The sequence below is a fragment of the Chitinilyticum litopenaei DSM 21440 genome (genome assembly GCF_000428145.1).
In the GTDB taxonomy this organism is placed as follows: Bacteria; Pseudomonadota; Gammaproteobacteria; order Burkholderiales; family Chitinibacteraceae; genus Chitinilyticum; species Chitinilyticum litopenaei.
This window is the reverse complement of the sequence record NZ_ATZJ01000002.1, coordinates 169,828-190,630: the sequence shown is the minus strand read 5'-3', so window position 1 is coordinate 190,630 and position 20,803 is coordinate 169,828. Positions and strand designations below refer to the sequence as shown.

The 20,803-nt window shown below is 60.1% G+C and carries 23 protein-coding genes; 10 read left to right on the top strand and 13 right to left on the bottom strand.

Going from position 1 to position 20,803, the window contains the following annotated elements:
- Nucleotides 1–85 precede the first annotated feature (85 nt).
- Both C515_RS19270 and gloB read right to left on the bottom strand, forming a co-directional pair.
- Complete coding sequence (locus C515_RS19270; RefSeq protein WP_144290310.1) at nucleotides 86–1,687, bottom strand: lytic transglycosylase; 1,602 nt, start codon at nucleotides 1,685–1,687, stop codon at nucleotides 86–88.
- Nucleotides 1,688–1,765: 78 nt separating this feature from the next.
- Entirely contained in the window at nucleotides 1,766–2,518 is a 753-nt protein-coding gene (gene gloB, locus C515_RS0102875) for a hydroxyacylglutathione hydrolase (protein ID WP_028454301.1), read from the bottom strand.
- Nucleotides 2,519–2,531: 13 nt separating this feature from the next.
- Here gloB and C515_RS0102870 point away from each other — a divergent pair, with 13 nt between their 5' ends.
- Nucleotides 2,532–3,281: a class I SAM-dependent methyltransferase gene (locus C515_RS0102870; RefSeq protein WP_028454300.1), complete on the top strand. Its 750-nt coding sequence runs from the start codon at nucleotides 2,532–2,534 to the stop codon at nucleotides 3,279–3,281.
- Between the two features lie 138 nt (nucleotides 3,282–3,419).
- Complete coding sequence (rnhA, locus tag C515_RS0102865) at nucleotides 3,420–3,854, top strand: ribonuclease HI (protein WP_028454299.1); 435 nt, start codon at nucleotides 3,420–3,422, stop codon at nucleotides 3,852–3,854.
- 89 nt (nucleotides 3,855–3,943) lie between these two features.
- Here the strand turns inward: rnhA and C515_RS19265 are convergent, their stop codons facing one another.
- The 8 genes from C515_RS19265 to C515_RS19260 all read right to left on the bottom strand — a co-directional run bounded on the left by C515_RS19265 (nucleotide 3,944) and on the right by C515_RS19260 (nucleotide 12,067).
- Complete coding sequence (locus tag C515_RS19265; protein WP_051304562.1) at nucleotides 3,944–4,738, bottom strand: lysophospholipid acyltransferase family protein; 795 nt, start codon at nucleotides 4,736–4,738, stop codon at nucleotides 3,944–3,946.
- Between the two features lie 53 nt (nucleotides 4,739–4,791).
- Complete coding sequence (locus C515_RS0102855) at nucleotides 4,792–5,547, bottom strand: GNAT family N-acetyltransferase (RefSeq protein WP_028454298.1); 756 nt, start codon at nucleotides 5,545–5,547, stop codon at nucleotides 4,792–4,794.
- A 195-nt stretch (nucleotides 5,548–5,742) separates the two neighbouring features.
- A complete protein-coding gene (gene zapD, locus C515_RS0102850) occupies nucleotides 5,743–6,501 on the bottom strand; it encodes a cell division protein ZapD (protein ID WP_028454297.1) in 759 nt (252 codons plus the stop codon).
- 40 nt (nucleotides 6,502–6,541) lie between these two features.
- A complete protein-coding gene (coaE, locus tag C515_RS0102845) occupies nucleotides 6,542–7,171 on the bottom strand; it encodes a dephospho-CoA kinase (RefSeq protein ID WP_028454296.1) in 630 nt (209 codons plus the stop codon).
- Nucleotides 7,168–8,079, bottom strand: a complete 912-nt coding sequence (locus C515_RS0102840; protein WP_281170840.1) for a prepilin peptidase — start codon at nucleotides 8,077–8,079, stop codon at nucleotides 7,168–7,170. Before C515_RS0102840 ends, coaE begins: the two co-directional genes overlap by 4 nt.
- On the bottom strand, nucleotides 8,018–9,244 hold the full coding sequence (locus tag C515_RS0102835; RefSeq protein WP_028454294.1) for a type II secretion system F family protein: 1,227 nt from the start codon (nucleotides 9,242–9,244) through the stop codon (nucleotides 8,018–8,020). Before C515_RS0102835 ends, C515_RS0102840 begins: the two co-directional genes overlap by 62 nt.
- 19 nt (nucleotides 9,245–9,263) lie before the next feature.
- Nucleotides 9,264–10,970 (bottom strand): type IV-A pilus assembly ATPase PilB, encoded by a 1,707-nt coding sequence (gene pilB, locus C515_RS0102830; protein WP_028454293.1) that lies wholly within the window; start codon nucleotides 10,968–10,970, stop codon nucleotides 9,264–9,266.
- Between the two features lie 152 nt (nucleotides 10,971–11,122).
- Nucleotides 11,123–12,067: a cytochrome C assembly family protein gene (locus C515_RS19260; RefSeq protein WP_144290309.1), complete on the bottom strand. Its 945-nt coding sequence runs from the start codon at nucleotides 12,065–12,067 to the stop codon at nucleotides 11,123–11,125.
- On the opposite strand from C515_RS19260, the gene ffh reads away from it, so the two are divergent.
- The 8 genes from ffh to C515_RS19255 all read left to right on the top strand — a co-directional run bounded on the left by ffh (nucleotide 12,027) and on the right by C515_RS19255 (nucleotide 17,895).
- Nucleotides 12,027–13,370 carry a signal recognition particle protein gene (ffh, locus tag C515_RS0102820; RefSeq protein ID WP_028454292.1) on the top strand — a complete coding sequence of 448 codons (1,344 nt, stop codon included), beginning with the start codon at nucleotides 12,027–12,029 and terminating at the stop codon, nucleotides 13,368–13,370. The two genes, C515_RS19260 and ffh, sit on opposite strands and share 41 nt — an antisense overlap.
- Nucleotides 13,371–13,468: 98 nt before the next feature.
- Nucleotides 13,469–13,714, top strand: coding sequence for a 30S ribosomal protein S16 (gene rpsP, locus C515_RS0102815; protein ID WP_028454291.1), 246 nt, complete (start codon nucleotides 13,469–13,471; stop codon nucleotides 13,712–13,714).
- A 7-nt stretch (nucleotides 13,715–13,721) separates the two neighbouring features.
- Nucleotides 13,722–14,270, top strand: a complete 549-nt coding sequence (rimM, locus tag C515_RS0102810) for a ribosome maturation factor RimM (RefSeq protein WP_081686710.1) — start codon at nucleotides 13,722–13,724, stop codon at nucleotides 14,268–14,270.
- A 28-nt stretch (nucleotides 14,271–14,298) separates the two neighbouring features.
- A complete protein-coding gene (gene trmD, locus C515_RS0102805; protein ID WP_281170841.1) occupies nucleotides 14,299–15,105 on the top strand; it encodes a tRNA (guanosine(37)-N1)-methyltransferase TrmD in 807 nt (268 codons plus the stop codon).
- Nucleotides 15,102–15,479, top strand: coding sequence for a 50S ribosomal protein L19 (rplS, locus tag C515_RS0102800; protein WP_028454288.1), 378 nt, complete (start codon nucleotides 15,102–15,104; stop codon nucleotides 15,477–15,479). Before trmD ends, rplS begins: the two co-directional genes overlap by 4 nt.
- A gap of 106 nt (nucleotides 15,480–15,585) precedes the next feature.
- On the top strand, nucleotides 15,586–16,083 hold the full coding sequence (locus C515_RS0102795; protein ID WP_028454287.1) for a methylated-DNA--[protein]-cysteine S-methyltransferase: 498 nt from the start codon (nucleotides 15,586–15,588) through the stop codon (nucleotides 16,081–16,083).
- A 1-nt stretch (nucleotide 16,084) separates the two neighbouring features.
- A complete protein-coding gene (xerD, locus tag C515_RS0102790) occupies nucleotides 16,085–16,987 on the top strand; it encodes a site-specific tyrosine recombinase XerD (protein ID WP_043647881.1) in 903 nt (300 codons plus the stop codon).
- Between the two features lie 83 nt (nucleotides 16,988–17,070).
- Nucleotides 17,071–17,895, top strand: a complete 825-nt coding sequence (locus C515_RS19255; RefSeq protein WP_043647827.1) for a mechanosensitive ion channel family protein — start codon at nucleotides 17,071–17,073, stop codon at nucleotides 17,893–17,895.
- A gap of 71 nt (nucleotides 17,896–17,966) precedes the next feature.
- Here the strand turns inward: C515_RS19255 and clpA are convergent, their stop codons facing one another.
- Genes clpA through C515_RS24315 form a run of 3 tightly spaced genes read right to left on the bottom strand, consistent with a single transcriptional unit; the run spans nucleotide 17,967 to nucleotide 20,701 of the window.
- Entirely contained in the window at nucleotides 17,967–20,237 is a 2,271-nt protein-coding gene (gene clpA, locus C515_RS0102780; RefSeq protein ID WP_028454285.1) for an ATP-dependent Clp protease ATP-binding subunit ClpA, read from the bottom strand.
- Nucleotides 20,218–20,544: an ATP-dependent Clp protease adapter ClpS gene (gene clpS / locus C515_RS0102775; protein ID WP_028454284.1), complete on the bottom strand. Its 327-nt coding sequence runs from the start codon at nucleotides 20,542–20,544 to the stop codon at nucleotides 20,218–20,220. Before clpS ends, clpA begins: the two co-directional genes overlap by 20 nt.
- The gene (locus tag C515_RS24315; RefSeq protein ID WP_211233964.1) at nucleotides 20,522–20,701 is read right to left on the bottom strand and encodes a hypothetical protein; all 180 of its coding nucleotides are present in this window, start codon (nucleotides 20,699–20,701) and stop codon (nucleotides 20,522–20,524) included. Before C515_RS24315 ends, clpS begins: the two co-directional genes overlap by 23 nt.
- Nucleotides 20,702–20,803: the final 102 nt, after the last annotated feature.

Below are 20,803 nucleotides of genomic sequence, written 5' to 3'. Positions count from 1 at the left end.
GCCAGGAACATCAAAAAATCAAAAAAACCCCGCCTTGGCGGGGTTTTTTTGATGCGCATGCCGGGCTGGATCGGCGCGGCTCCGGTCAGTTGTTGATGACCAGCAGCGTGCCCGGTTGCAGCGTAGTCTTGCGGCTGGCGTTGTTCCAGCGCAGCAGGTCGGCGGTGGCCACGTTGTAGCGTTTGGCGATCGAGCTGTAGGTATCGCCGCGCTTGGCCACATATTGCTGCGCCTCGTTTTTGCCTTTGCGGCTCTCCTGACGGGGCGCGTCGCCGGCGGCCACCTTCAGGGTCTGCCCCTGGTTCAGCCGTGTTGAGCGCAGTCCGTTGATTTCCTGCAGCTCGGCCACGCTCATGCCGTAGCGTCGGGCGATGCTGTAGGCGGTTTCGCCCCGGGCCACGCGGTGGCTGGCCGTGTCGCTGCTGCGCGTGCGTGCGTTCTGAACCTTGCGCGGTGCATCGTCGGCGCCGGTGTCGATGGGCTCGGCGCGGCGATTGGCGGAGAGAGCCGCCAGCGTTTGCCGGTCCGAGATGTCCAGGTGCTCGGCCTTGGGGACCAGAATGGTCTGGCCGCGCGCCAAGACCTCGCGCTCGCCGATTTCGTTGATGTCGCGCAGTTCGTCCGCCGTGATGCCGAACTGGGTCGCCAGCTCGTTCAGGTTTTCGCCTTGCCGGGTGACATAGGGTTGCCAGTTCAGCAAGGGCTTGTCGTAGCTCTCGAGGTTGCGCTGGAAGGTTTCCACCTTGTCCAGCGGGAGCACCAGCTGGCGGTCGTCCTTGTGGGCAATCACCGGACGGATGAAGCCCGGATTGAGCTTGAGCAGCTCGTCTACCGGAATCTGGGCCAGCTCGGCGGCCACTTTCACATCCATGTGCTTGCGCGGCTGCAGGGTGGCAAAGTAGGGCTGGTTGGGAATGCTGCGCAGCGTGACCCCGTAGGCTTCCGGATCGGCAATGATGTTGCGGATGGCCAGCAGTTTCGGCACGTAGTTGCGGGTTTCATCGGGCATGCGCAGCTCGGCATAAGATGTGCCAAGGCCGGCGGCGGCGTTGCGGTCGACCGCGCGTTTCACCGCGTTTTCACCCCAGTTGTATGAGGCCAGAGCCAGCTGCCAGTCATCGAACATGCCATGCAGCGTGTCGAGGTAATCCAGTGCAGCACCGGTGGCGGCGACGACATCGCGCCGGCCGTCATACCACCAGGTACGCTCCAGACCGTAGTGTTTGCCGGTTTCCGGAATGAATTGCCACATGCCGGCGGCACGGGCCGGTGATTCCGCGCGCGGATTGTAGGCCGATTCGATCATCGGCAGCAGGGCCAGCTCCATCGGCATGCCGCGCCGTTCGACCTCGTCGACGACAAAGTAGAGATAGCGGCTGCCGCGCTCGGCAATGCGGTTCAGGTAATCGGGGCGGGAGGCGTAGTAGTTTTCCCATTTCTCCACCAGCGGGTGATCCAGCTCCTGGATCCCGAAACCGGAGCGCACACGCGCCCAGATGTCTTCGTAGCGAGCGAGGTTGCTGTCGCCGAACAGGGCTTCGCGAATGGCGCGGATGTCCTGATTGTTGCGGACTTCCGGATGGTTGAGCTGGTAATCGAGGCGGATCAGCGTGTCCGCAGCCTGTGCGGCCTGCGCACAGGCCAGCAGCGCAACGCCGGTCAGGAGGGAATGCAGGCGTAGTCGCATGAGGCTGGCTCGCGGGAGAAACAAAATGTCACAGATGTTAAAGGGGGCTTTCGCCAGCGTCAATCCTGCGCTGACGCGCTAAAAATGATCCTTCCAGGCGCGCAGCGCCCGAAACAGCTCGGCAGCGTCGAGACTGGCCGCGCCCTGCCGACGGGCGGCGTCTTGCACGGCAGCCTGGGTCAGGCGCAGAAAGGGGTTGGTCGCCAGTTCTTCGGCCAGCGTGAACGGGACCGACGGCTGGTTTTGTGCGCGCAATGTGCTCACAACCTGCATGCGCGCGGTGATTGCCGGATTGTCCGGTTCGACTGCGGCGGCAAAGCGCAGATTGCTGGCCGTGTATTCATGCGTGCAGTGGACCAGGGTATCGGTGGGCAGCGCGGCCAGACGTGCAAGGCTGGCCTGATAGTGTTCGGGTGGCCCGTCGAACATGCGTCCGCATCCGGCGCCAAACAGTGTGTCACCGCAAAACAGCCGTCCAGCGCCGAGATAGGCCAGGTGCTCGCGGGTGTGGCCGGGAATGGCCAGCACCGTGAAGGACTGGCCGAGCACATCCACCGTGTCGCCTTCCACCAGCGGGTGCCGGATGTGGTCGATCCCGGGCGGGCCGAATACCGGCAGGGTTGCGTGGCTGGCCAGCAGGGCGGGCAGGCCATTCACATGATCCCAGTGCCGGTGGGTGATCAGCACGGCGGCCAGCTCGAGGCGCTGCCGTGCAAGCCAGGCCGTGAGCGGCGCTGCCTCGCCCGGGTCGACCGCGACAGCGCGGCGGCCATCGTGTAAAACCCAGATATAATTGTCCGACAGGATGGGCAGTGCGCAGACCGTCAGCATGGAATCGTCCCCGATGAGTACCGAACACGCATTTGATCAGTTTGCCGGCTGGCTGGCCACACCACTGGGCAGCTATCTGCTGCATGCCGAAGCGGGCTGGTTCGACCGTACCGTGGCCGATATCTTCGGCTACAAGGCCCTGCAGCTGGAGTTGCCCGTGCTGGATGCGCTGCGCGCCAACCGCATGCCCTGGCGCTGCCAGGCCGGCCTGTCGCGCGGGGTGAGTCTTGCCTGCGCGCCCCATGCCCTGCCGCTGGCCGAGCAAAGCATCGATTTGCTCGTGTTGCCGCATGTGCTGGATTTTGCCAGTGATCCGCATGGCGTTTTGCGCGAGGCGGAGCGCGTGCTGGTGCCGGAAGGCCGGTTGCTGATCACCGGATTCAATCCCTGGAGCCTGTGGGGCTTGCGGCGCTTGCGCCACAATGACACGGCCCCCTGGCAGGGCAATTTTCTGCCCCTGCCGCGCCTGAAGGACTGGCTGGCCTTGCTGGGGCTGGAGCAGCTGCGTGGTGATTTTCTCTGTCACCGCTTGCCGGTGCAGCGGGGGCGCTGGCTGGAGCACAGCCGTTTTCTCGATGGCGCTGGCGATCGCTGGTGGCCGGGCGGCGGCGGCGTGTATTGCCTGGATGTGGTCAAGCGGGTGCGCGGCATGTGCATCATCGAGCCGCAATGGCGGCGTGTCACTACTCCGGCGGCGGCAACACCGGCTGGCGTGGCCGAGCGGCTGCGCATCCGCGCGCGGCAGGATCGCTGCAAGTCCTGAGCGCCGGGCTGCGGCACGCCGTAAAATCTTGCATCGCTGGGTTTGTAAAGCACGGCGCTGCAGCTGTTTTCCTGTTGGTGGCTTTAGGGTATTGCCTTCTAGCCTTTTTTAGATATGGCTTGTGGAGCTATACCCTGTATGACTGAAGTGGAGATCTATACCGATGGCGCCTGCAAGGGCAACCCCGGCCCGGGTGGCTGGGGGGCGGTGCTGCGTTGCAATGGTCACGAGAAGGAACTGTTCGGCGGCGAGCCCGCGACCACCAATAACCGCATGGAGTTGCAGGCGGTCATTGCGGCGCTCAATGCCCTGACCCGGCCGTGCAAGATCGTGCTGTGGACCGACTCGCAGTATGTCAAGAACGGTATCCAGACCTGGATTCATGGCTGGAAGCGCAACGGCTGGAAGACCGCCGACCGGAAGCCGGTAAAGAATGCCGAATTATGGCAGGCGCTGGATGTCGCGCAGGCACGACACGACATCGAGTGGCGCTGGGTCAAGGGGCATGCGGGGAATGAGCTCAACGAACGCGCTGATGCGCTGGCCAACCGGGGTGTCGCAGAGGTGAGCTGACATCTTGTCCGGGCAGGACTGCCGGGCATTGCCGGCGTCTGTCGCACGGCTGCCCGGCTCCGGATCGGCCGTGTGCTGCCGCTTGCTTCTTATGCGGCTTGTAGGTGCAGGCGCATTTCTTCTTCCAGCTGACGAATCATCTCCTTGCGGGTGGCCGGCAGGCCGGAGCGCGGCGCGAGAAAGTGCAGCTCAACGATGGTGTAGGGCTCGCAGGCCAGCCGCCACAGCGAAGCCAGCAGCGACACGTCGTCGATATAAGCCGCCGCCTGACTCAGGCGGCCATTTGCAGCGCGATAGCGCAGCAGGATGGGCTGGATCGCCACCCCTTGATCCAGCGCCGATTGCAGCAGGCCGCCGCGAAAGGGCTTGAGGCCGCTGCCGTCGCTGGTGGTGCCCTCCGGAAAGAAGGCCACCGATTCGCCCCGGGTAAGGTAATGATCGATTTCCCGCTTGGTGCTGGCCGTGGCTGCGCGGCTGTTGCGCTGGATATAGAGGGTGCCGGCCTTGCTGACCAGTTTCCCCAGCACGGGCCAGTCGCGGATTTCCGATTTGGCGACAAAGCGGCTTGGGCAGACGGTATTGATGGCAAAAATATCCAGCCAGGAGACATGATTCGCCAGCAAGAGGCAGCCCTTGCTGTCCGGCAGGCTGGCTGGTGCCGCGCCAAGTTCGACGCGAATGCCGAGAATGCCCAGTAGCTGCTGTGACCATGTGCGCAGCACCAGCTGGCGTTCATGGCTGTCCCGCCGTTCAAAACCGGCGTTTGCAATCAGCACGCCGCGCAGGATGTGGGCGAGCAGCCGCGCCAGGCGCCAACTGGCGCGTGCGAATCCGGGCAGGCGGCGCGCGGCTGGTTGGGCAGGGGTGAGGGTCAGGACTGGCATGCCGGGAAGTTTACCGGCTTTGTCTAGGCTTGGCATGGCAAGGAATCACGCGCTCAGTTGCGCAGAAAATGGCGGGCGTAGCGCGGGTTCAGTTTGCTCATTGGCAAAATCATCATGAAGTCGGCCGTGTTGAAATCCGGATCCCAGGCCGGCTCCCCGCAGATCATCGCGCCGGCGCGCAGATAGCCCTTGACCAGTGGCGGCAGGTCGCCGGCATCGCAGGGCTTGATGCCCGGCAGCAGCGTGAGCGGGTGACGCGGAAAGGTGCGCCATTCGATCGGCGAGAGGGCTTTCTGCATCAGGTGGTGGCGCACGGCCGTGGCTTGCTGACCGCCGTCGCGCAGCGAGATGCTGGCGCAGCCGATCAGGTAGTCGTAGCCATGGCGGTGCATGTAGTCGGCCAGGCCGGACCACAACAGCGCAATCGTGCTGCCGTTGCGGTAATCGGGGTGAACGCACGAGCGGCCCAGCTCGACCAGCTGGTGGCGCAGGTGCTGCAGGCGCGTGAGGTCGAATTCGGTCTCGCTGTAATAGCTGCCCAGTTTGCGGGCCTGGTGGGGCGACAAAATCCGGTAAGTGCCGACGACTTCGCCGCTGCGTTCATCCTGGACCAGCAGATGTTCGCAATAGGCATCAAAAAAATCCTGGTCGATGCCTGGTTCGCGGCAGGAAAGCCGGGCGCCCATTTCTTCCGCGAAAATCCGGTAGCGCAGCATTTGTGCCGCACGCACGGCTTCGGCCGAATCGGCCAGGCGGGAGATCAGTTCGGTTCGCGTACGTGTGCCAAGCGTCTGTTGCTGTTCGAGCATGGTGAGCCTCCTCGGTTCTGGGGCTCACCTTAATGATGCAGCATGACGACTTCATGGCAGTACCATGAAGGAACGGTTGCAGACGGGCCTGATGTCTGTCAGCCGGTTGGCTTGGTATGATTTCCAGGCAAGCGCTGGTGCTGACTGCCGGGGGTATGTGTTCAGGGTGGGGCGCCCAAGGCGGGGGCAATGGGGTTAGAGATTGCAGTAGCTGAGCGTGAAGGCGACATCGGCGTCCACTTGCCGTGAGCGTTCTCCGGATGTGGAAGGGACGACAAAGCGGATATTGATGGCGTAGCGGTTGGCCGAGAGTTCGGGTACTGCCGGTGTATCGGCAGGCAAGGCGATTTTCAGCATCTGCACGGTCTTCCCGCCGGACATTTGCTGAAAATGGCCCTGCTTGGCCACGAAATGGCAGGCCTTGGCCGAGTCACGGAGCAAGCGCAGGACGATGTCCAGGCCTTGCTTGATTGGAAGCAGGGGGGACAGCCAGCGCTCAAGGTCTGCCATGCGGCGGTTGGCTGGCTGCAATTGCCAGTAATGATACGACGGCAGGTCGAATTCGCTGGCGCCGCCCGGAATGGTCACGCGCTGCTTGATGGCCATCAGCCAGTCGTTCTCCCGCAGGTACTGGCCAAACTTGCCGGTCATTTCCAGCAGGCGGGCGTGGGTGCTTTCAATTTCCGCCAGCACCCGTTCGAGTGCTTCTTCGGAAATTTGCGGGTTGTTGCGCAAGGCCGCCAGCGATTGCCGCTGGCGATCCAGCTCCTGGATCAGGTCGGACTTCAGATCTGCGCGGCTTGCTACTTCCATGATTTCAAAAATGCCAAGCAGGGCCGTGTGATGATCCTGCGCCTGTTCTTTCCCGGCATAGTACTGCGTGCGCTCGTACAGCTTCTCAAGGCGCAGCAGCGTGCGGATGCGTTCGTTGACTGGAAATTCGTAGCTGATCACGGCGAAATACCTGGAAAGGATATGCAATTCTGCAGCATGGTCAGTTATTTGAAAACCCGTGCCCGCTTTTGCCGAGCAATACATAGCGCTCATGCAACGCATTGACCTGCGTTTGCAGGTTTTCGGGTGTAGTGTCGTTGCAGATCACATCGTCGGCCCTGCCCAAGCGCGCTTCTCGCGACATTTGCTGGGCAATAATGCGCCCGATTTCCGAATCGGTGAGTCCACTGCGCTGACGGACCCGGCTGAGCTGGAGGGCTGTCGGGCAGTCAATCAGCAGGCTGCGATTGGTCAGCTGCTGAAAGCTTGCCTGTTCGAACAGCAGGGGGATCAGCAGCAGCACATAGCCGGTATCTTGGCGGCTCAGCCATTCGCTGCAGCGGGCGCGGATCATGGGATGGAGGATGGCTTCGAGTCTGGCCTTCGTCTCAGGCTTGCTGAAAATCTGCTGGCGAGCATAAACCCGGTCGAGTGAGCCATCCGCAGTTAGCCACTCCTTGCCGAGCTCGTCACGAATTCGGCTGAGCGCGGGGGAGGGGCTGCGGGTGAGTTCATGCGCCAGCATGTCGGTATCGAGAACCGGCACACCATGTTGCGCAAAAAAAGCACCGGCAGTGGATTTGCCGCTGCCAATCCCGCCGGTCAGCCCGACGATCAGTCCGGGCTTCACAGCGGAAACAGCAAGCCCTGGACCTGCTTGCCGGCGAACATCATGATCAGCCCTGCTGCTGCTAGATAGGGGCCGAACGGGATGGGGTTGCGCAAACTCTTGCGTTGCCCAAGTGCCAGGCCAATGCCGATTACCGCGCCGCTCAGTGAGGCCAGCAAGAGCATTGCAGGGAGGCTCTGCCAGCCCAGCCAGGCGCCCAGTGCTGCCAGCAACTTGAAGTCGCCATAGCCCATGCCTTCTTTGCCAGTCAGCAATTTGAACAGCCAGTAAACGCTCCAGAGCAAACCGTAACCGGCGATGGCGCCAATGACGGCATGCGGCAGTGGGGCGAAGAGGCCGGTCAGGTTGAATGCGAGCCCAAGCCAGAGCAAACCCAGGGTCAGGCTGTCGGGCAGCAGAAAATGATCAAGGTCGATCAGGGTCAATGCCAGCAGAATCCAGACAAACAGCAGGCTTGGCAAGAGAAGGTCGCTTGGCCCCAATTGCCAGGCCAGCAGACCGGCCACAATACCGCATGCGCTTTCCACGAGCGGATAGCGGGCGCTGATTGGATTCTTGCAGTTTTTACAGCGTCCCTTGAGCATTAGCCAGCTGATGACGGGAATGTTTTCTGCTGCGCCGATGGCATGCCCGCATCGCGGGCAGGCTGATCGGGGAGTGAACAGATTGTAGGCCTGGCTTCGCGCGGGTGGTTCTGGCTGATCAAGACAGGCGCATTCATGGCGAAAGTCCTGTTCCATCATGATCGGCAGCCGGTGCACGAGCACATTGAGGAAGCTGCCGATGCACAGGCCGACGATCACGGTCAGGGCGATAAACCAGGAGTGTGGCAAGAATGCGAGGAGATCAGCCACCAACGGCAGCCCCCATCTTGAAGATGGGCAGATACATTGCGATGACCAAGCCACCGATCAGCGTACCCAGAACTACCATGATGACAGGTTCCATCAAGCTCGACATGGCCTCAACAGCGTTATCCACTTCGTCTTCGTAGTAATCGGCGACCTTGCCAAGCATCGAGTCGAGTGAGCCGGACTCCTCACCAATCGAGACCATTTGCAGGACCATGTTCGGGAATACATTGCTGTTCTGCATGGCAATCGTCAGGCTTGTACCTGTGCTGACTTCGGACTGGATTTTCTTGGTGGCCGAACGATAGACATAATTACCGGATGCGCCACCAACCGAGTCGAGCGATTCAACCAGGGGAACGCCTGCCGCGAACATGGTCGCACAGGTTCTGGCCCAGCGTGCAATGGTGGCGTTGCGGACGATCTCGCCAAGTACCGGGAGTTTCAACAGCCAGCGATCCATGGCGATTTGCACTTTCTCACTGCGTCGCCAGAGGGTTAGAAAGGCGTAGATGCCGCCACCCAGTCCTCCAAAGATGAGGTACCAGTAGTCAATGAACGCATCGGAGATTGCGATCACAACCTGGGTCGGGCCTGGTAATTCGGCACCAAATCCGGCGAAGAGGTCCTTGAAGGTCGGGATGACGAAAATCATGATCACCGCAGTAATTACAAAGGCGGCGACAATGATTGCCGTCGGGTAAAACATGGCCGACTTGATTTTTTTCTTTACGGCCAGGATTTTTTCTTTGTAGGTGGCGAGACGCGCCAGCAGGGCGTCCAGAATACCTGCCTGCTCGCCGGCCTGCACCAGATTGCAATACAGCGCGTCAAAATACTTCGGGTGCTTGCGAAATGCCTGGGTGAGGGATGAGCCGGTTTCAATGTCGGTCTTGATCTCCATCAGCAGCTTGGTGACTGACGGGTTGCTGTGCCCCTTGGCGACAATATCGAAGGCAGTAAGCAGTGGTACGCCGGATTTCAGCATGGTTGCCATTTGCCGGGTAAACATGGCGATGTCCTGCTCGGTAACCTTGCGCCCGGTGGCCATGCGCTGTTTCTTGACCCGCAGCACATTGATGCCTTGTCGGCGCAGGGTATTGCGAACAATGTTCTCTCCGACTGCGCGCATTTCGCCTTTAATGGTTTTTCCTGTGCGATCCTTGCCTTCCCACAGAAAAGTAAACTCTTTCACAACGGGGGCTTTTTTGGGCGTAGCCATGCGTTTTTCCGTTTTTGTGTTATTCGTTGGTCACGGCCATGACTTCCTCGAGAGAGGTCATGCCTTGCTTGACTTTGAGCAGTCCTGACATGCGCAAATCCCGTACGCCTTCACGCCTTGCCTGATCGGCGATATCGATCGCATTGCCGTTTTTCATGATGATCCGGTTCATTTCGTCGGAAATGGGCATGACCTGATAAATGCCTACCCGCCCTTTGTAGCCCGATCCTTTGCAAATGTCACACCCTACCGGACGATACGGTGTCCAGCTGCCATCAAGATCGGCCTCGCTGAAGCCTGCCTGCAGCAGTGCTTCACGCGGAATGTCGGCCGGCACCTTGCAGTTCGAACACAGTCGCCGTGCCAGGCGCTGGGCGGTGATGAGAATCACCGAGGAGGCAATATTGAAAGGCGCGACCCCCATATTCATCATGCGCGTCAGTGTGCCCGGCGCGTCATTGGTGTGCAGGGTGGAGAAAACCATGTGACCCGTCTGTGCGGCCTTGATGGCGATGTCGGCGGTTTCCAGGTCCCGGATTTCGCCAACCATGATCACGTCTGGATCCTGGCGCAAGAAGGCCTTCAGCGCCGAGGAAAATGTAAGGCCGGCCTTGTCATTGACGTTGACCTGATTGATGCCGGCCAAGTTGATTTCGGCAGGGTCTTCGGCGGTCGAGATATTGATGCCCGGCTCGTTCAGGATGTTCAGGCAGGTATACAGCGAAACGGTCTTGCCGGAACCTGTCGGGCCTGTTACCAGTACCATGCCGTAGGGGCGCTGGATTGCATCCATCATTGCTGCTTTCTGGTCTGGTTCGTAACCCAGGGCGTCGATGCCCAGAGTTGCGGAAGTCGGGTCCAGAATACGCATACAGATTTTCTCGCCGTGCAGTGTCGGCAGTGTCGAAACCCGGAAATCGATTGCGCGGTTCTTGCTGAGCACCAGCTTCATCCGGCCGTCTTGCGGTACGCGCTTCTCCGAAATGTCGAGTTTTGAAATGACCTTGATCCGCGAGGCGATTTTTTCCTTGATGGCAAGGGGGGGTTGGGCGATTTCACGCAGCACACCGTCTTTGCGGTAGCGGATGCGATAAAACTTTTCATAGGGCTCGAAATGGACATCGGATGCGCCTTCGTTGATTGCATCCATCAGTACTTTCTGTATGTACTTGACGATGGGGGCGTCATCAACGTCCGCATTCCCGGTGTCGTTGGTTTCTTCCTGTTCGCCACCGCTCAAGGCCAGTTCGGCCTCGTCCATCATCAGGTCTTTGAGTTTTGCGCCACTGGCCTCGATCAGGCGCTCCAGGAATAGCGCCAGTTTGTCGTCTTCAACGACGATGGGTTCGACCTGCAGGCCGGTCTGAAAGCGCACCTCTTCGATCGCCTGCAGATTGGTAATGTCGGAAATGCCAATGAAGAGCTTGCTTGTGCCGCGCTTGTAGAGCGGGATGATGCGCTGAGCGCTCATCAGCTTGTGGTCCAGTACGCCGGCCGGAACGTAGGAGGGGTCGAACTGGTTCAGGTCAAGCAAAGGGAAGCCGAAAGTTTGCGAAGAAAACTCCGCAACATCACCGGCGCTCAATTTTTTGCTTTTGGTAAGTTGTTCAATGAAGCTGATTTTTGCAGTCACTGCCGCGACTTGCAGGGCATCCGCATCGACCTCATTAAGTTTTCCGTGCTGGACCAGAAGTCTCGCCAGGCCAGCAAGTGGTGCAGCGCTCATGCTCGTAAATGCTCCAAGGTGTGGCAAGCGTCCGCTTATGCTGGGCAATGAGTTATATCACCTGGCGGAGCTCTTATGCTGTTCAGTCTAGCAGAATGATTTTCTCAGGCAGAAGCGCCGCGCTTGCAGATGCGGCATGTTTGTCAGTTTTGTTAGCGCTTCAGTATCACTTCAAGCACCAAGCGTGTGCCGAGATAGCCCAGAAACAGCAGGGCGGCTCCGGCCAGAGTCCAGTTGGCGGCAAGGCGGCCTCGCCAGCCGGCACGGCGGTGTCCGATCAGCAGTATGCCGATGACGATCCATGCCAGAATCGAAAGCAATACCTTGTGACTGAGAAAGCGGGTGTTGCTGGCTGGATCCAGGCTTGCCAGCAGGCCTGTCAGCAAGGCTGCACTGAGCATGGCGTAAGCGGCGCCCAGGGCAATGAACAGCAGTTTTTCCAGGGTGAGTACCGGTGGCAGTGCTCTGGCCAGGATGCCCTTGTGGGTATTGTGCAGCTGTCTGTTGCTGTGCTTGATCAGCAGGGCCATACCTGTCGCAATAATGAGGAGCGGTTGGGTGAGCAAGGCGCAGGCAAAGTGGATTCGAGACAGCAGGTCCGAGCTGGTGATGGCGTGGCCGGGCGGCAGGACCAGGCTGATGGCCAGCATGAAGGCGGCGAAAGCGAGTAGCGGCGCCTCGGTACCCTTCAGTGGCAGGATGGAGCGGCCCAGTCCGTACAGTGTGACGCACAGCAGGGCGGTCAGCGACAGGGCTTCACTGGCGCCAAAGTGCCACGGGTAGGCTTGAAACTTGATGGTGAGAGCAGCGGCGTGACTCAAGCTGCCGGCAATCAAGAGTGCATTGGTAAGCGGCATGGGGAGCAGGCCGCCCGGGTGTTTGGGCAGAATTTGCCGAATGTAGTGTCCGCTCAGCAGAAGATAAGCGAACAGGGCGAGCATAGCGAGCCAAGTCACGAGCGGTGCTTCAGGGTAGAATGACAGGTTAATTAGTCTAACAGAGCCCATGTGGTCATGGGCCTGTTTCCAACCAGAGTTGCTTTGCGTAGGTGCGCCGATGTTCGAAAACTTATCCAGTCGCCTGTCCGGTGTCGTCAAAAACTTGCGCGGCCAGGCCCGCCTGACCGAAGACAATATTCAGGATGCGATGCGTGAAGTGCGCATGGCGCTGCTGGAGGCCGATGTGGCGCTGCCCGTGGTCAAGCAGTTCATTGCGGATGTAAAGGGGCGCGCGCAGGGCAAGGAGGTTGTCGGCAGTCTGACACCGGGGCAGGCCTTCATTGGTGTCGTGTACGAGGAGCTCACCAAGCTGATGGGTGAGCACAATGATGCGCTGAATCTGGCGGCGGTGCCTCCGGCGGTGGTGTTGATGGCTGGTCTGCAGGGGGCGGGGAAAACGACCACGTCGGGCAAGCTGGCCAAGCTGCTTAAGGAGTCCGACAAGAAGCGTGTGCTGTTGGTGTCGACTGACGTCTACCGGCCGGCCGCGATCGAGCAGCTCAAGACACTGGCGACCCAGGTCGAAGTGGAGTGGTTCCCGTCCGATGTGGCGCAAAAGCCTGTCGAGATTGCCCTGGCGGCGCTGGATTATGCCAAGCGGCATTTCCATGATGTGCTGATTGTCGATACGGCCGGTCGTCTGGCGATCGACGAGGCCATGATGCTGGAAATCCAGGCCTTGCATGCGGCGGTCAAACCGGTGGAAACCCTGTTTGTTGTCGATGCCATGCAGGGGCAGGATGCGGTAAATACCGCCAAGGCGTTCAGCGAGGCGCTGCCGCTGACCGGGGTCGTGCTGACCAAGATGGATGGTGATGCCCGCGGCGGTGCCGCCCTGTCGGTGCGTCAGGTGACCGGCAAGCCGATCAAGTTCATCGGTGTCGCCGAAAAGCTGAGTGGCCTTGAGCCGTTCTACCCGGACCGTCTGGCGAGTCGCATTCTTGGCATGGGGGATGTGCTTTCGCTGATCGAAGATGTGCAGAAAACCGTCGATCAGGACGAAGCCTTGCGCATGATGAAGAAGGTCAAGTCCGGCAAGGGCTTTGACCTGGAAGACTTCAAGGCGCAAATTCAGCAGATGAAGAAGATGGGGGGCATGAGTGCGCTGCTTGACAAGCTGCCGGGGCAGCTGAGCGCGGCGGCGAGCCCCCAGGTGACTGACAAGGCGGTGGCGCGCATCGAGGGCATCATCAACTCGATGACGCCGCAGGAGCGGCAAAAGCCGGAGCTGATCAAGGCTTCGCGCAAGCGCCGAATTGCGGCGGGTGCCGGTGTGACGGTGCAGGAGGTCAATCGCCTGCTGAACCAGTTCGAGCAGACGCAAAAAATGATGAAGCAGTTTTCCAAGGGTGGAATGAGCAAGCTCATGCGTGGCATGAAGGGGATGTTGCCGGGCATGTGACCGTCTTGCGACGTTCGGTGTCGGCGGCGCTTGCCTCCTGATTTGAATTCGCGGATAATCGCGGGTTTCGTGCAAACCTGAATACTGGATTTTCAGCTATGGTCGTTATTCGTCTTGCCCGTGGTGGCGCCAAGGACAACCCGTTCTACAACGTGGTCGTTGCCGATTCCCGTAACCGTCGCGACGGTCGCTTCATCGAGCGCGTGGGTTTCTACAATCCGGTTGCTCCGGAAGGTACCGAATCCCTGCGTTTTGCAATGGACCGTGTGAGCTACTGGCAAAGCGTTGGCGCTCAAGCGTCCGACACCGTCGCCAAGCTGCTCAAGGGTTACAAGGCTGCCTGATTCGTTCATGGCGCTGAAATCCCAACTGCCCCGCCTGCAGCCCGATGCTGAAGTGCCAGATGATCTGGTGAGCATGGGCTACATCAGCGGGGCTTTTGGCGTGCATGGCTGGGTCAATGTTGTGGCCGATACCGAGTACGCCGATAGTCTGTTCGATTACGAAACCTGGTGGCTGGGGCGTGATGGTCACTGGCAAGCCTGCGTGCTTGAACAGGGTCAGGCTCACGCCAAGAAACTGGCCGCCAAGCTGGCAGGCATTGCCGATCGTGATGCAGCGCACGCCTTGCGTGGCTGTACCATCGCTGTGCCGCGCAGTGCCATGCCCGAGCTGGGTGAGGATGAGTTTTACTGGGCCGATCTGGTCGGCATGCGTGTCGTGAATACGCAGGGTGAAGCACTGGGCGTTGTCAGCAACCTCTTGTCCACCGGTGCGAATGATGTGCTGGTGATCCATGAGGGCAAGACCGAGCGTTTGCTGCCTTTCGTGGCCGCTGTCGTGCTGACCGTTGACCAGGCCGAGCGCCTGATTACCGTGGATTGGGGTCTTGACTACTGAGCGTGCCGCTCCGCAGGGCGATCGCCGGCTGTTCGATGTCGTGACGCTGTTTCCGGAGATGTTCGAAGCGGTGACCCGCTTTGGCGTAACCCGGCGTGCGGTCGAACTGGGCATTTTTGATCTGCAGGCGTGGAATCCGCGTGATTTCACCAGCAACAATTATCGCACTGTCGATGATCGGCCGTTCGGTGGTGGGCCGGGGATGCTGATGATTCCCGAGCCGCTGGAGGCTGCACTGGAAAGTGCAAAAGCGCGCCAGCAAGAGCATGGGGTTGAACCCTGGACAGTTTACCTCTCGCCACAGGGTATGCCGCTGACGCACTCGAAAGTATTGAGTCTGGCGGCTAAACCCGGCCTGGTATTGCTGTGTGGTCGCTACGAAGGCATCGACGAGCGCGTGATCGAGCGTCATGTCGACGAAGAAATTTCGATCGGCGATTATGTGCTGTCGGGGGGCGAGCTGCCGGCGATGGTGCTGATCGATGCGATCAGCCGGCACTGGCCCGGGGTGTTGAACACCGCGGCAAGCGCCGAGGAAGATTCATTTGCGGACGGGCTGCTGGATTGCCCGCATTACACCCGTCCGGTGGAATACCGCGGCATGGCGGTTCCGGAAGTCCTGCTTTCGGGAAATCATGCCAACATCCGACGCTGGCGGTTAAAGCAAGCGCTGGGGCGCACCTGGTTGCGACGCCCGGACTTGCTGAAACAGCGTCCACTTAGCAAAGAAGAAGCTCGTCTTCTGGCCGAATTCAAGGCGGAGCACGGTGAACAAGCCGGCTCTCCCCAGACCGCGGGGCAGAAGGAACAGGCATCTAATGGAGTAAAGCAATGAATCTGCTGCAACAACTCGAACAAGAAGAAATCGCTCGTCTGGGTAAAACCGTTCCCGAATTCGCGCCTGGCGATACCGTTATCGTCAGCGTGAAGGTAAAGGAAGGCAACCGCGAGCGTCTGCAGGCTTACGAAGGCGTGGTCATCGCCAAGCGTAACCGTGGCCTGAACAGCTCCTTCATCGTCCGCAAGATTTCTTCCGGCACCGGTGTTGAGCGTACCTTCCAGACCTACTCCCCGCTGGTTGCCGCTATCGAAGTGAAGCGCCGCGGTGACGTTCGTCGCGCCAAGCTGTACTACCTCCGCGAGCGTTCGGGCAAGTCCGCGCGCATCAAGGAAAAGCTGCCGGCCCGCAAGGTCGCTGCTGCTGCCTGAGTCTCACGACTTTGCGCATGAAAACGCGGGCTTCGGCCCGCGTTTTTTATTGCCTGGCGACGGTGCGCATTTTACGATCAAGTTTTGCCAAGCACGGAGGTCATCCATGCAGAATCCCTGGCGACTGGACGATTTCCAGGCTGTGCTCGCCGCGCCATTCGGCCGGCTGGGCGTGAGCCTCGCCGCTGACAAGCTCAGTGTGCTGGAATTCCTGCCGGACGACACGCCCTTGCGTTCGACGGCGGATCCGCTGGTGGCGGAGCTTGCCGGGCAGCTGGAGCACTATTATGCCGACCCGCGCTTCTGCCTGGAGCTGCCCTATGCCCTGCAGGGTACTGATCACCAGCTCAATGTCTGGAAGGCAATCAGCGAGATACCCTCTGGGAAAATCAGTCATTATGGCGATATTGCCCGCCAGATCGGTTCAGCACCGCGCGCGGTCGGCAATGCCTGCGGACGCAACCCGCTGCCCTTGCTGATCCCTTGTCATCGGGTGCTCGCCGCCGGTGGTGGCATCGGGGGCTTCAATGCCAGCCGCAACGGTGTGGACTGGCTGCCGATCAAGCGCTGGCTGTTGCGCCATGAAGGAGTGTTGCTTGTCTGAAGTGCTTGCTGCCAGTAGCGGGCAGATCGACCGCTTTCTCGACCAGATCTGGCTGGGAGATGGTTTGTCGGCCAACACGCTGGCCAGTTATCGCAATGATCTGGCGATCTGGGCGCACTGGCTTGCCGATGCGCGTGGACTGACGCTGCTGGAGGCGGATCGCGACGCGGTCCAGGCTTTTCTGGCGCGCCAATCCCGCGATCTGAAAGCGGCAACATTGGCGCGCCGCATCGCGAGTTTGCGGCGCTTTTATGGCTATCAGGTGCAAAATGGCGTGCTGCCGGCCGATCCCTGTGCCGAACTGCAGGCGCCCAAGCGGGTGCGGCCCTTGCCCAGGGTGTTGTCCGAGGATGTGGTGGCTGCGCTGCTGGCTGCGCCCGATCTCGCGACGGCGGCCGGCTTGCGTGATCGTGCGATGTTCGAGTTGATGTACGCCTGCGGCTTGCGGGTGTCGGAGCTGGTTGCCTTGCCGCTGTCACAGGTTTACCTGCGGGAAAAATTCGTGCAGGTGTTGTCCGGCAAGGGCGGCAAGCAGCGTCTGGTGCCACTGGGGGATTATGCCGCCGAGGCCGTGCTCCGTTACATGCGGGAGGCCAGGCAGGACCTGCTGGCGGGGCGCAGCGAGGCGCTGCTCTTTGTCAATCAGCGTGGCGAGCCGCTCACACGGCAAGGCATGTGGTTCATCATCAAGCAATATGCGGCCAGGGTAGGGGTGCCTTTGGCGGCACTCAGTCCGCACGTTTTGCGGCACGCTTTTGCCACGCATCTGCTGCAACACGGCGCCGATTTGCGCGCCCTGCAGATGTTGCTGGGGCACTCCGACATTACCACTACGCAAATCTATACCCATGTCGCGCGTGAACGGCTGAAACAGTTGCACCGCGAGCATCATCCGCGCGGCTGATTCTTTCGGGTTTTCATGGTAGCTTTGTCAGCGTGATTGCAGGAATTCTGCAAATTGCTGCTAATAACCATGGAGATTTCGTCATGAATCTGGATGCATTGCAAAAGTATCAGGATCTGCTGCTGACCTACGCGACCGATATCGGCCTGAAGATCCTCGCTGCCATCATCTTCTGGGTGATCGGCCGCTGGCTGATCGGCGTGGCCGTCAATATGGTGCAGAACGCACTGGGTCGCCAGAAGGTCGACCCAACCGTGCTGCGTTATGTGGGATCGGTCACGGCGGTGACGCTGAATATTCTGCTGGTAGTGGGAATTCTGGGCTATTTCGGCATCCAGACCACTACCTTCGCGGCGTTGATTGCCGCTGCGGGCGTGGCGATCGGCATGGCCTGGTCGGGTTTGCTGGGCAATTTTGCCGGTGGCGCATTCATGATCGTGCTGCGACCGATCAAGGTCGGTGACTTCGTCACCGTGGCCGGCGTGACGGGAACGGTGACCGAAATCGGCCTGTTCGCCACCACGCTGGTGACGCCGGACAATGTCGTTACCTTTATTGGCAACAACAAGGTATTCAGCGACACCATCCAGAACTACTCGCTGAATCCCTTCCGGCGCGTCGATCTGAAGGCGCAGCTGGCCGGCAGTGCCGATCACAATGCTGCGCGCGCCTTGCTGAAGGAAAAAATCGCGGCAATTCCGAATGTGCTGGCAGAGCCTGCGGTCGATGTGGAGATCCTGGAATTCAATCTGGTAGGCCCGGTACTGGCCGTGCGCCCTTATTGCCACAATGACCATTACTGGCAGGTGTATTTCGATACCAATCGCGTGATCAAGGAAGCCCTCGGCGAGGCCGGCTTCCCGGCGCCCATGCCTGCTCAGATTGTTACGGTGCATCAGGCCGCCTGAGTCGGCGCTGTCGACAGCAAAAAGGGCAGCCGCATGGCTGCCCTTTTTGCTGACTTATACCTGCCTGGCTATCAGGCTGGAACCATTTCCTTGTCATGGATCTGGAGGTATACCTTGTCCTCATCGTCCAGGTCGATGGTGACCTCACCGCCATTGGCCAGCTTGCCGAACAGCAGCTCGTCGGCCAGTGCCTTGCGGATGGTGTCCTGAATCAGGCGCGCCATCGGCCGCGCGCCCATCAGCGGATCAAAACCTTTCTCGGCCAGCATTTCCTTCAGCGCCGGCGAGAAGTGGGCCTCGACCTTCTTCTCGTGCAGCTGGGATTCGAGCTGCATCAGGAACTTGTCCACCACCTGCAGGATGATCTCGTGGTTCAGCGGTGCGAACGGAATGACGGCATCCAGGCGATTGCGGAATTCCGGCGTGAACAGGCGCTTGATTTCCTGCATCTCGTCGCCGGTTTCCTTTTTCGCCGTAAAGCCGATGACCGGCTTGTTCAGCGCCTCGGCCCCGGCATTGGTGGTCATGACGATCACCACATTGCGGAAATCCGATTTGCGGCCGTTATTGTCGGTCAGTGTGCCGTGATCCATCACCTGCAGCAGGATGTTGAAGATGTCCGGATGGGCCTTTTCGATTTCATCCAGCAGCAGCACCGAGTAGGGGTGCTTGGTGATGGCCTCGGTCAAGAGCCCCCCTTGTTCGAAGCCCACATATCCCGGAGGGGCGCCGATCAGGCGGCTGACCGCATGGCGCTCCATGTATTCGGACATGTCAAAGCGGATCAGCTCGATTCCCATCGTGTAGGCCAGCTGCCGCGCCACCTCGGTCTTGCCTACGCCGGTGGGGCCCGAGAACAGGAAGGCGCCGATCGGCTTTTGCGGGTTGCCCAGCCCGGCGCGTGCCATCTTGATGGCACTGGCCAGTGCCTCAATGGCTTTTTCCTGGCCAAACACCACGTTCTTCAGGTCGCGCTCGAGCGTCTTGAGCGTGTTCTTGTCGTCGCTGGAAACGTTCTTCGGCGGAATGCGGGCAATCTTGGCGACGATGTCCTCGATTTCCACCTTGCCGATGGTTTTCTTCTGCTTCGAGCGCGGCAGGATTTTCTGCGCGGCGCCGGCTTCATCAATCACATCGATGGCCTTGTCGGGCAGATGGCGGTCGTTGATGAACTTGGCCGACAGCTCTGCCGCCGATGACAGTGCCGCCGCCGTGTATTTCACACCGTGGTGGCTCTCGAACTTGTCCTTCAGTCCTTTGAGGATCTCGATGGTCTGCTCGATCGTTGGTTCGACCACGTCGACCTTTTGGAAGCGGCGCGACAGCGCGTTGTCTTTCTCGAAAATGCCGCGGAACTCGGTATAGGTGGTTGCGCCGATGCATTTCAGCGCGCCATTGGAGAGTGCGGGCTTCAGCAGGTTGGACGCATCGAGCGTGCCGCCGGATGCCGCCCCGGCGCCGACCAGCGTGTGAATCTCGTCGATGAAGAGGATGGCGTTGCGTTCCTCGGTCAGTTGCTTGATGACGGCTTTCAGGCGCTGCTCGAAATCGCCGCGGTATTTGGTGCCGGCCAGCAGCGCGCCCATGTCGAGCGCGTAGACGGTGGCGTCGGCCAGAATGTCCGGCACATTGCCCTCGACGATGCGGCGTGCCAGGCCTTCGGCGAGCGCCGTCTTGCCAACGCCGGCCTCACCGACCAGCAGCGGGTTGTTCTTGCGGCGCCGGCAGAGGATCTGGATCACACGCTCCAGCTCCATTTCACGGCCGATCAGCGGATCGATGCGGCCGGCCAGTGCTGCGTTGTTCAGGTTCTGGGTGAAACTGTCCAGGGCGCCGCCACTGCTGCTTTCATTGTCGCCGTCTTCCTGCTGTTCACTGCGCTGGCTGGGTTGCGGTGGCTGGCTGCTGGCCTGCTTGCTGATGCCGTGCGCGATGAAGTTGACCACATCGAGTCGCGTGATCCCCTGCTGGTGCAGGAAATACACGGCATGGCTGTCTTTTTCGCCAAAAATGGCAACCAGCACGTTGGCGCCGTTCACTTCCTTCTTGCCCGAGCTTTGCACGTGCAGGATGGCGCGCTGGATCACGCGCTGGAAGCCGATGGTCGGCTGGGTTTCCACCTCGTCGCTGCCGGATACAACCGGGGTGTGCTCACCGATGAAATCGGAAAGCGCCCGCTTGAGTTCGTCCAGACTGGCGCCGCATGCGCGCAGCACTTCGGTGGCGGACGGGTTCTCCAGCAGGGCGAGCAGCAGGTGCTCGACCGTGATGTATTCGTGGCGCTTTTGCCGCGCCTCCATAAACGCGAGATGGAGGCTTACTTCAAGTTCCTGGGCGATCATTTTCCACCTCCATGATGCATTGCAGCGGATGCTGGTGCTCCCGTGCGTAGTCACTTACCTGGGCGACCTTGGTGGCCGCGATGTCCTTGGGGTAGGTGCCGCACACTCCACGCCCTTCGGTATGAACCTGGAGCATGATGCGCGTGGCGCGTTCCTCGCGGATGTTGAAGAATTTCATCAGGACATCCACCACGAAATCCATCGGGGTGAAGTCATCGTTTAAAAGAACCACGCTCCAGAAGGGCGGCGGGGCTTGGGTTTTCCTCTTCTCGAGGAGTTCTGCATCATGTTGTTGCTGTGTGGTCATCGGTATCGGAAATGTCGCGCTTAGCTTTCATTTTGGAGCGCAGGCGGTGCTTTTCAAGCACGCCACAGAAAACAACATAATTATCGGCAGCCGGCCCCATATGCTTGACCTTATTTGTCAAAGTCGCGTAAAAACATGACTCGAGTTTGATGTACAAGTTTCATGCAGTACCGGTTTGGACCTGTTTGCTGGTCTTGCACTCAAACCTCACGGTGGGCCTGGGCGAGCCAGGCCGGTTTGAATTTGTTCTATTGGAAGA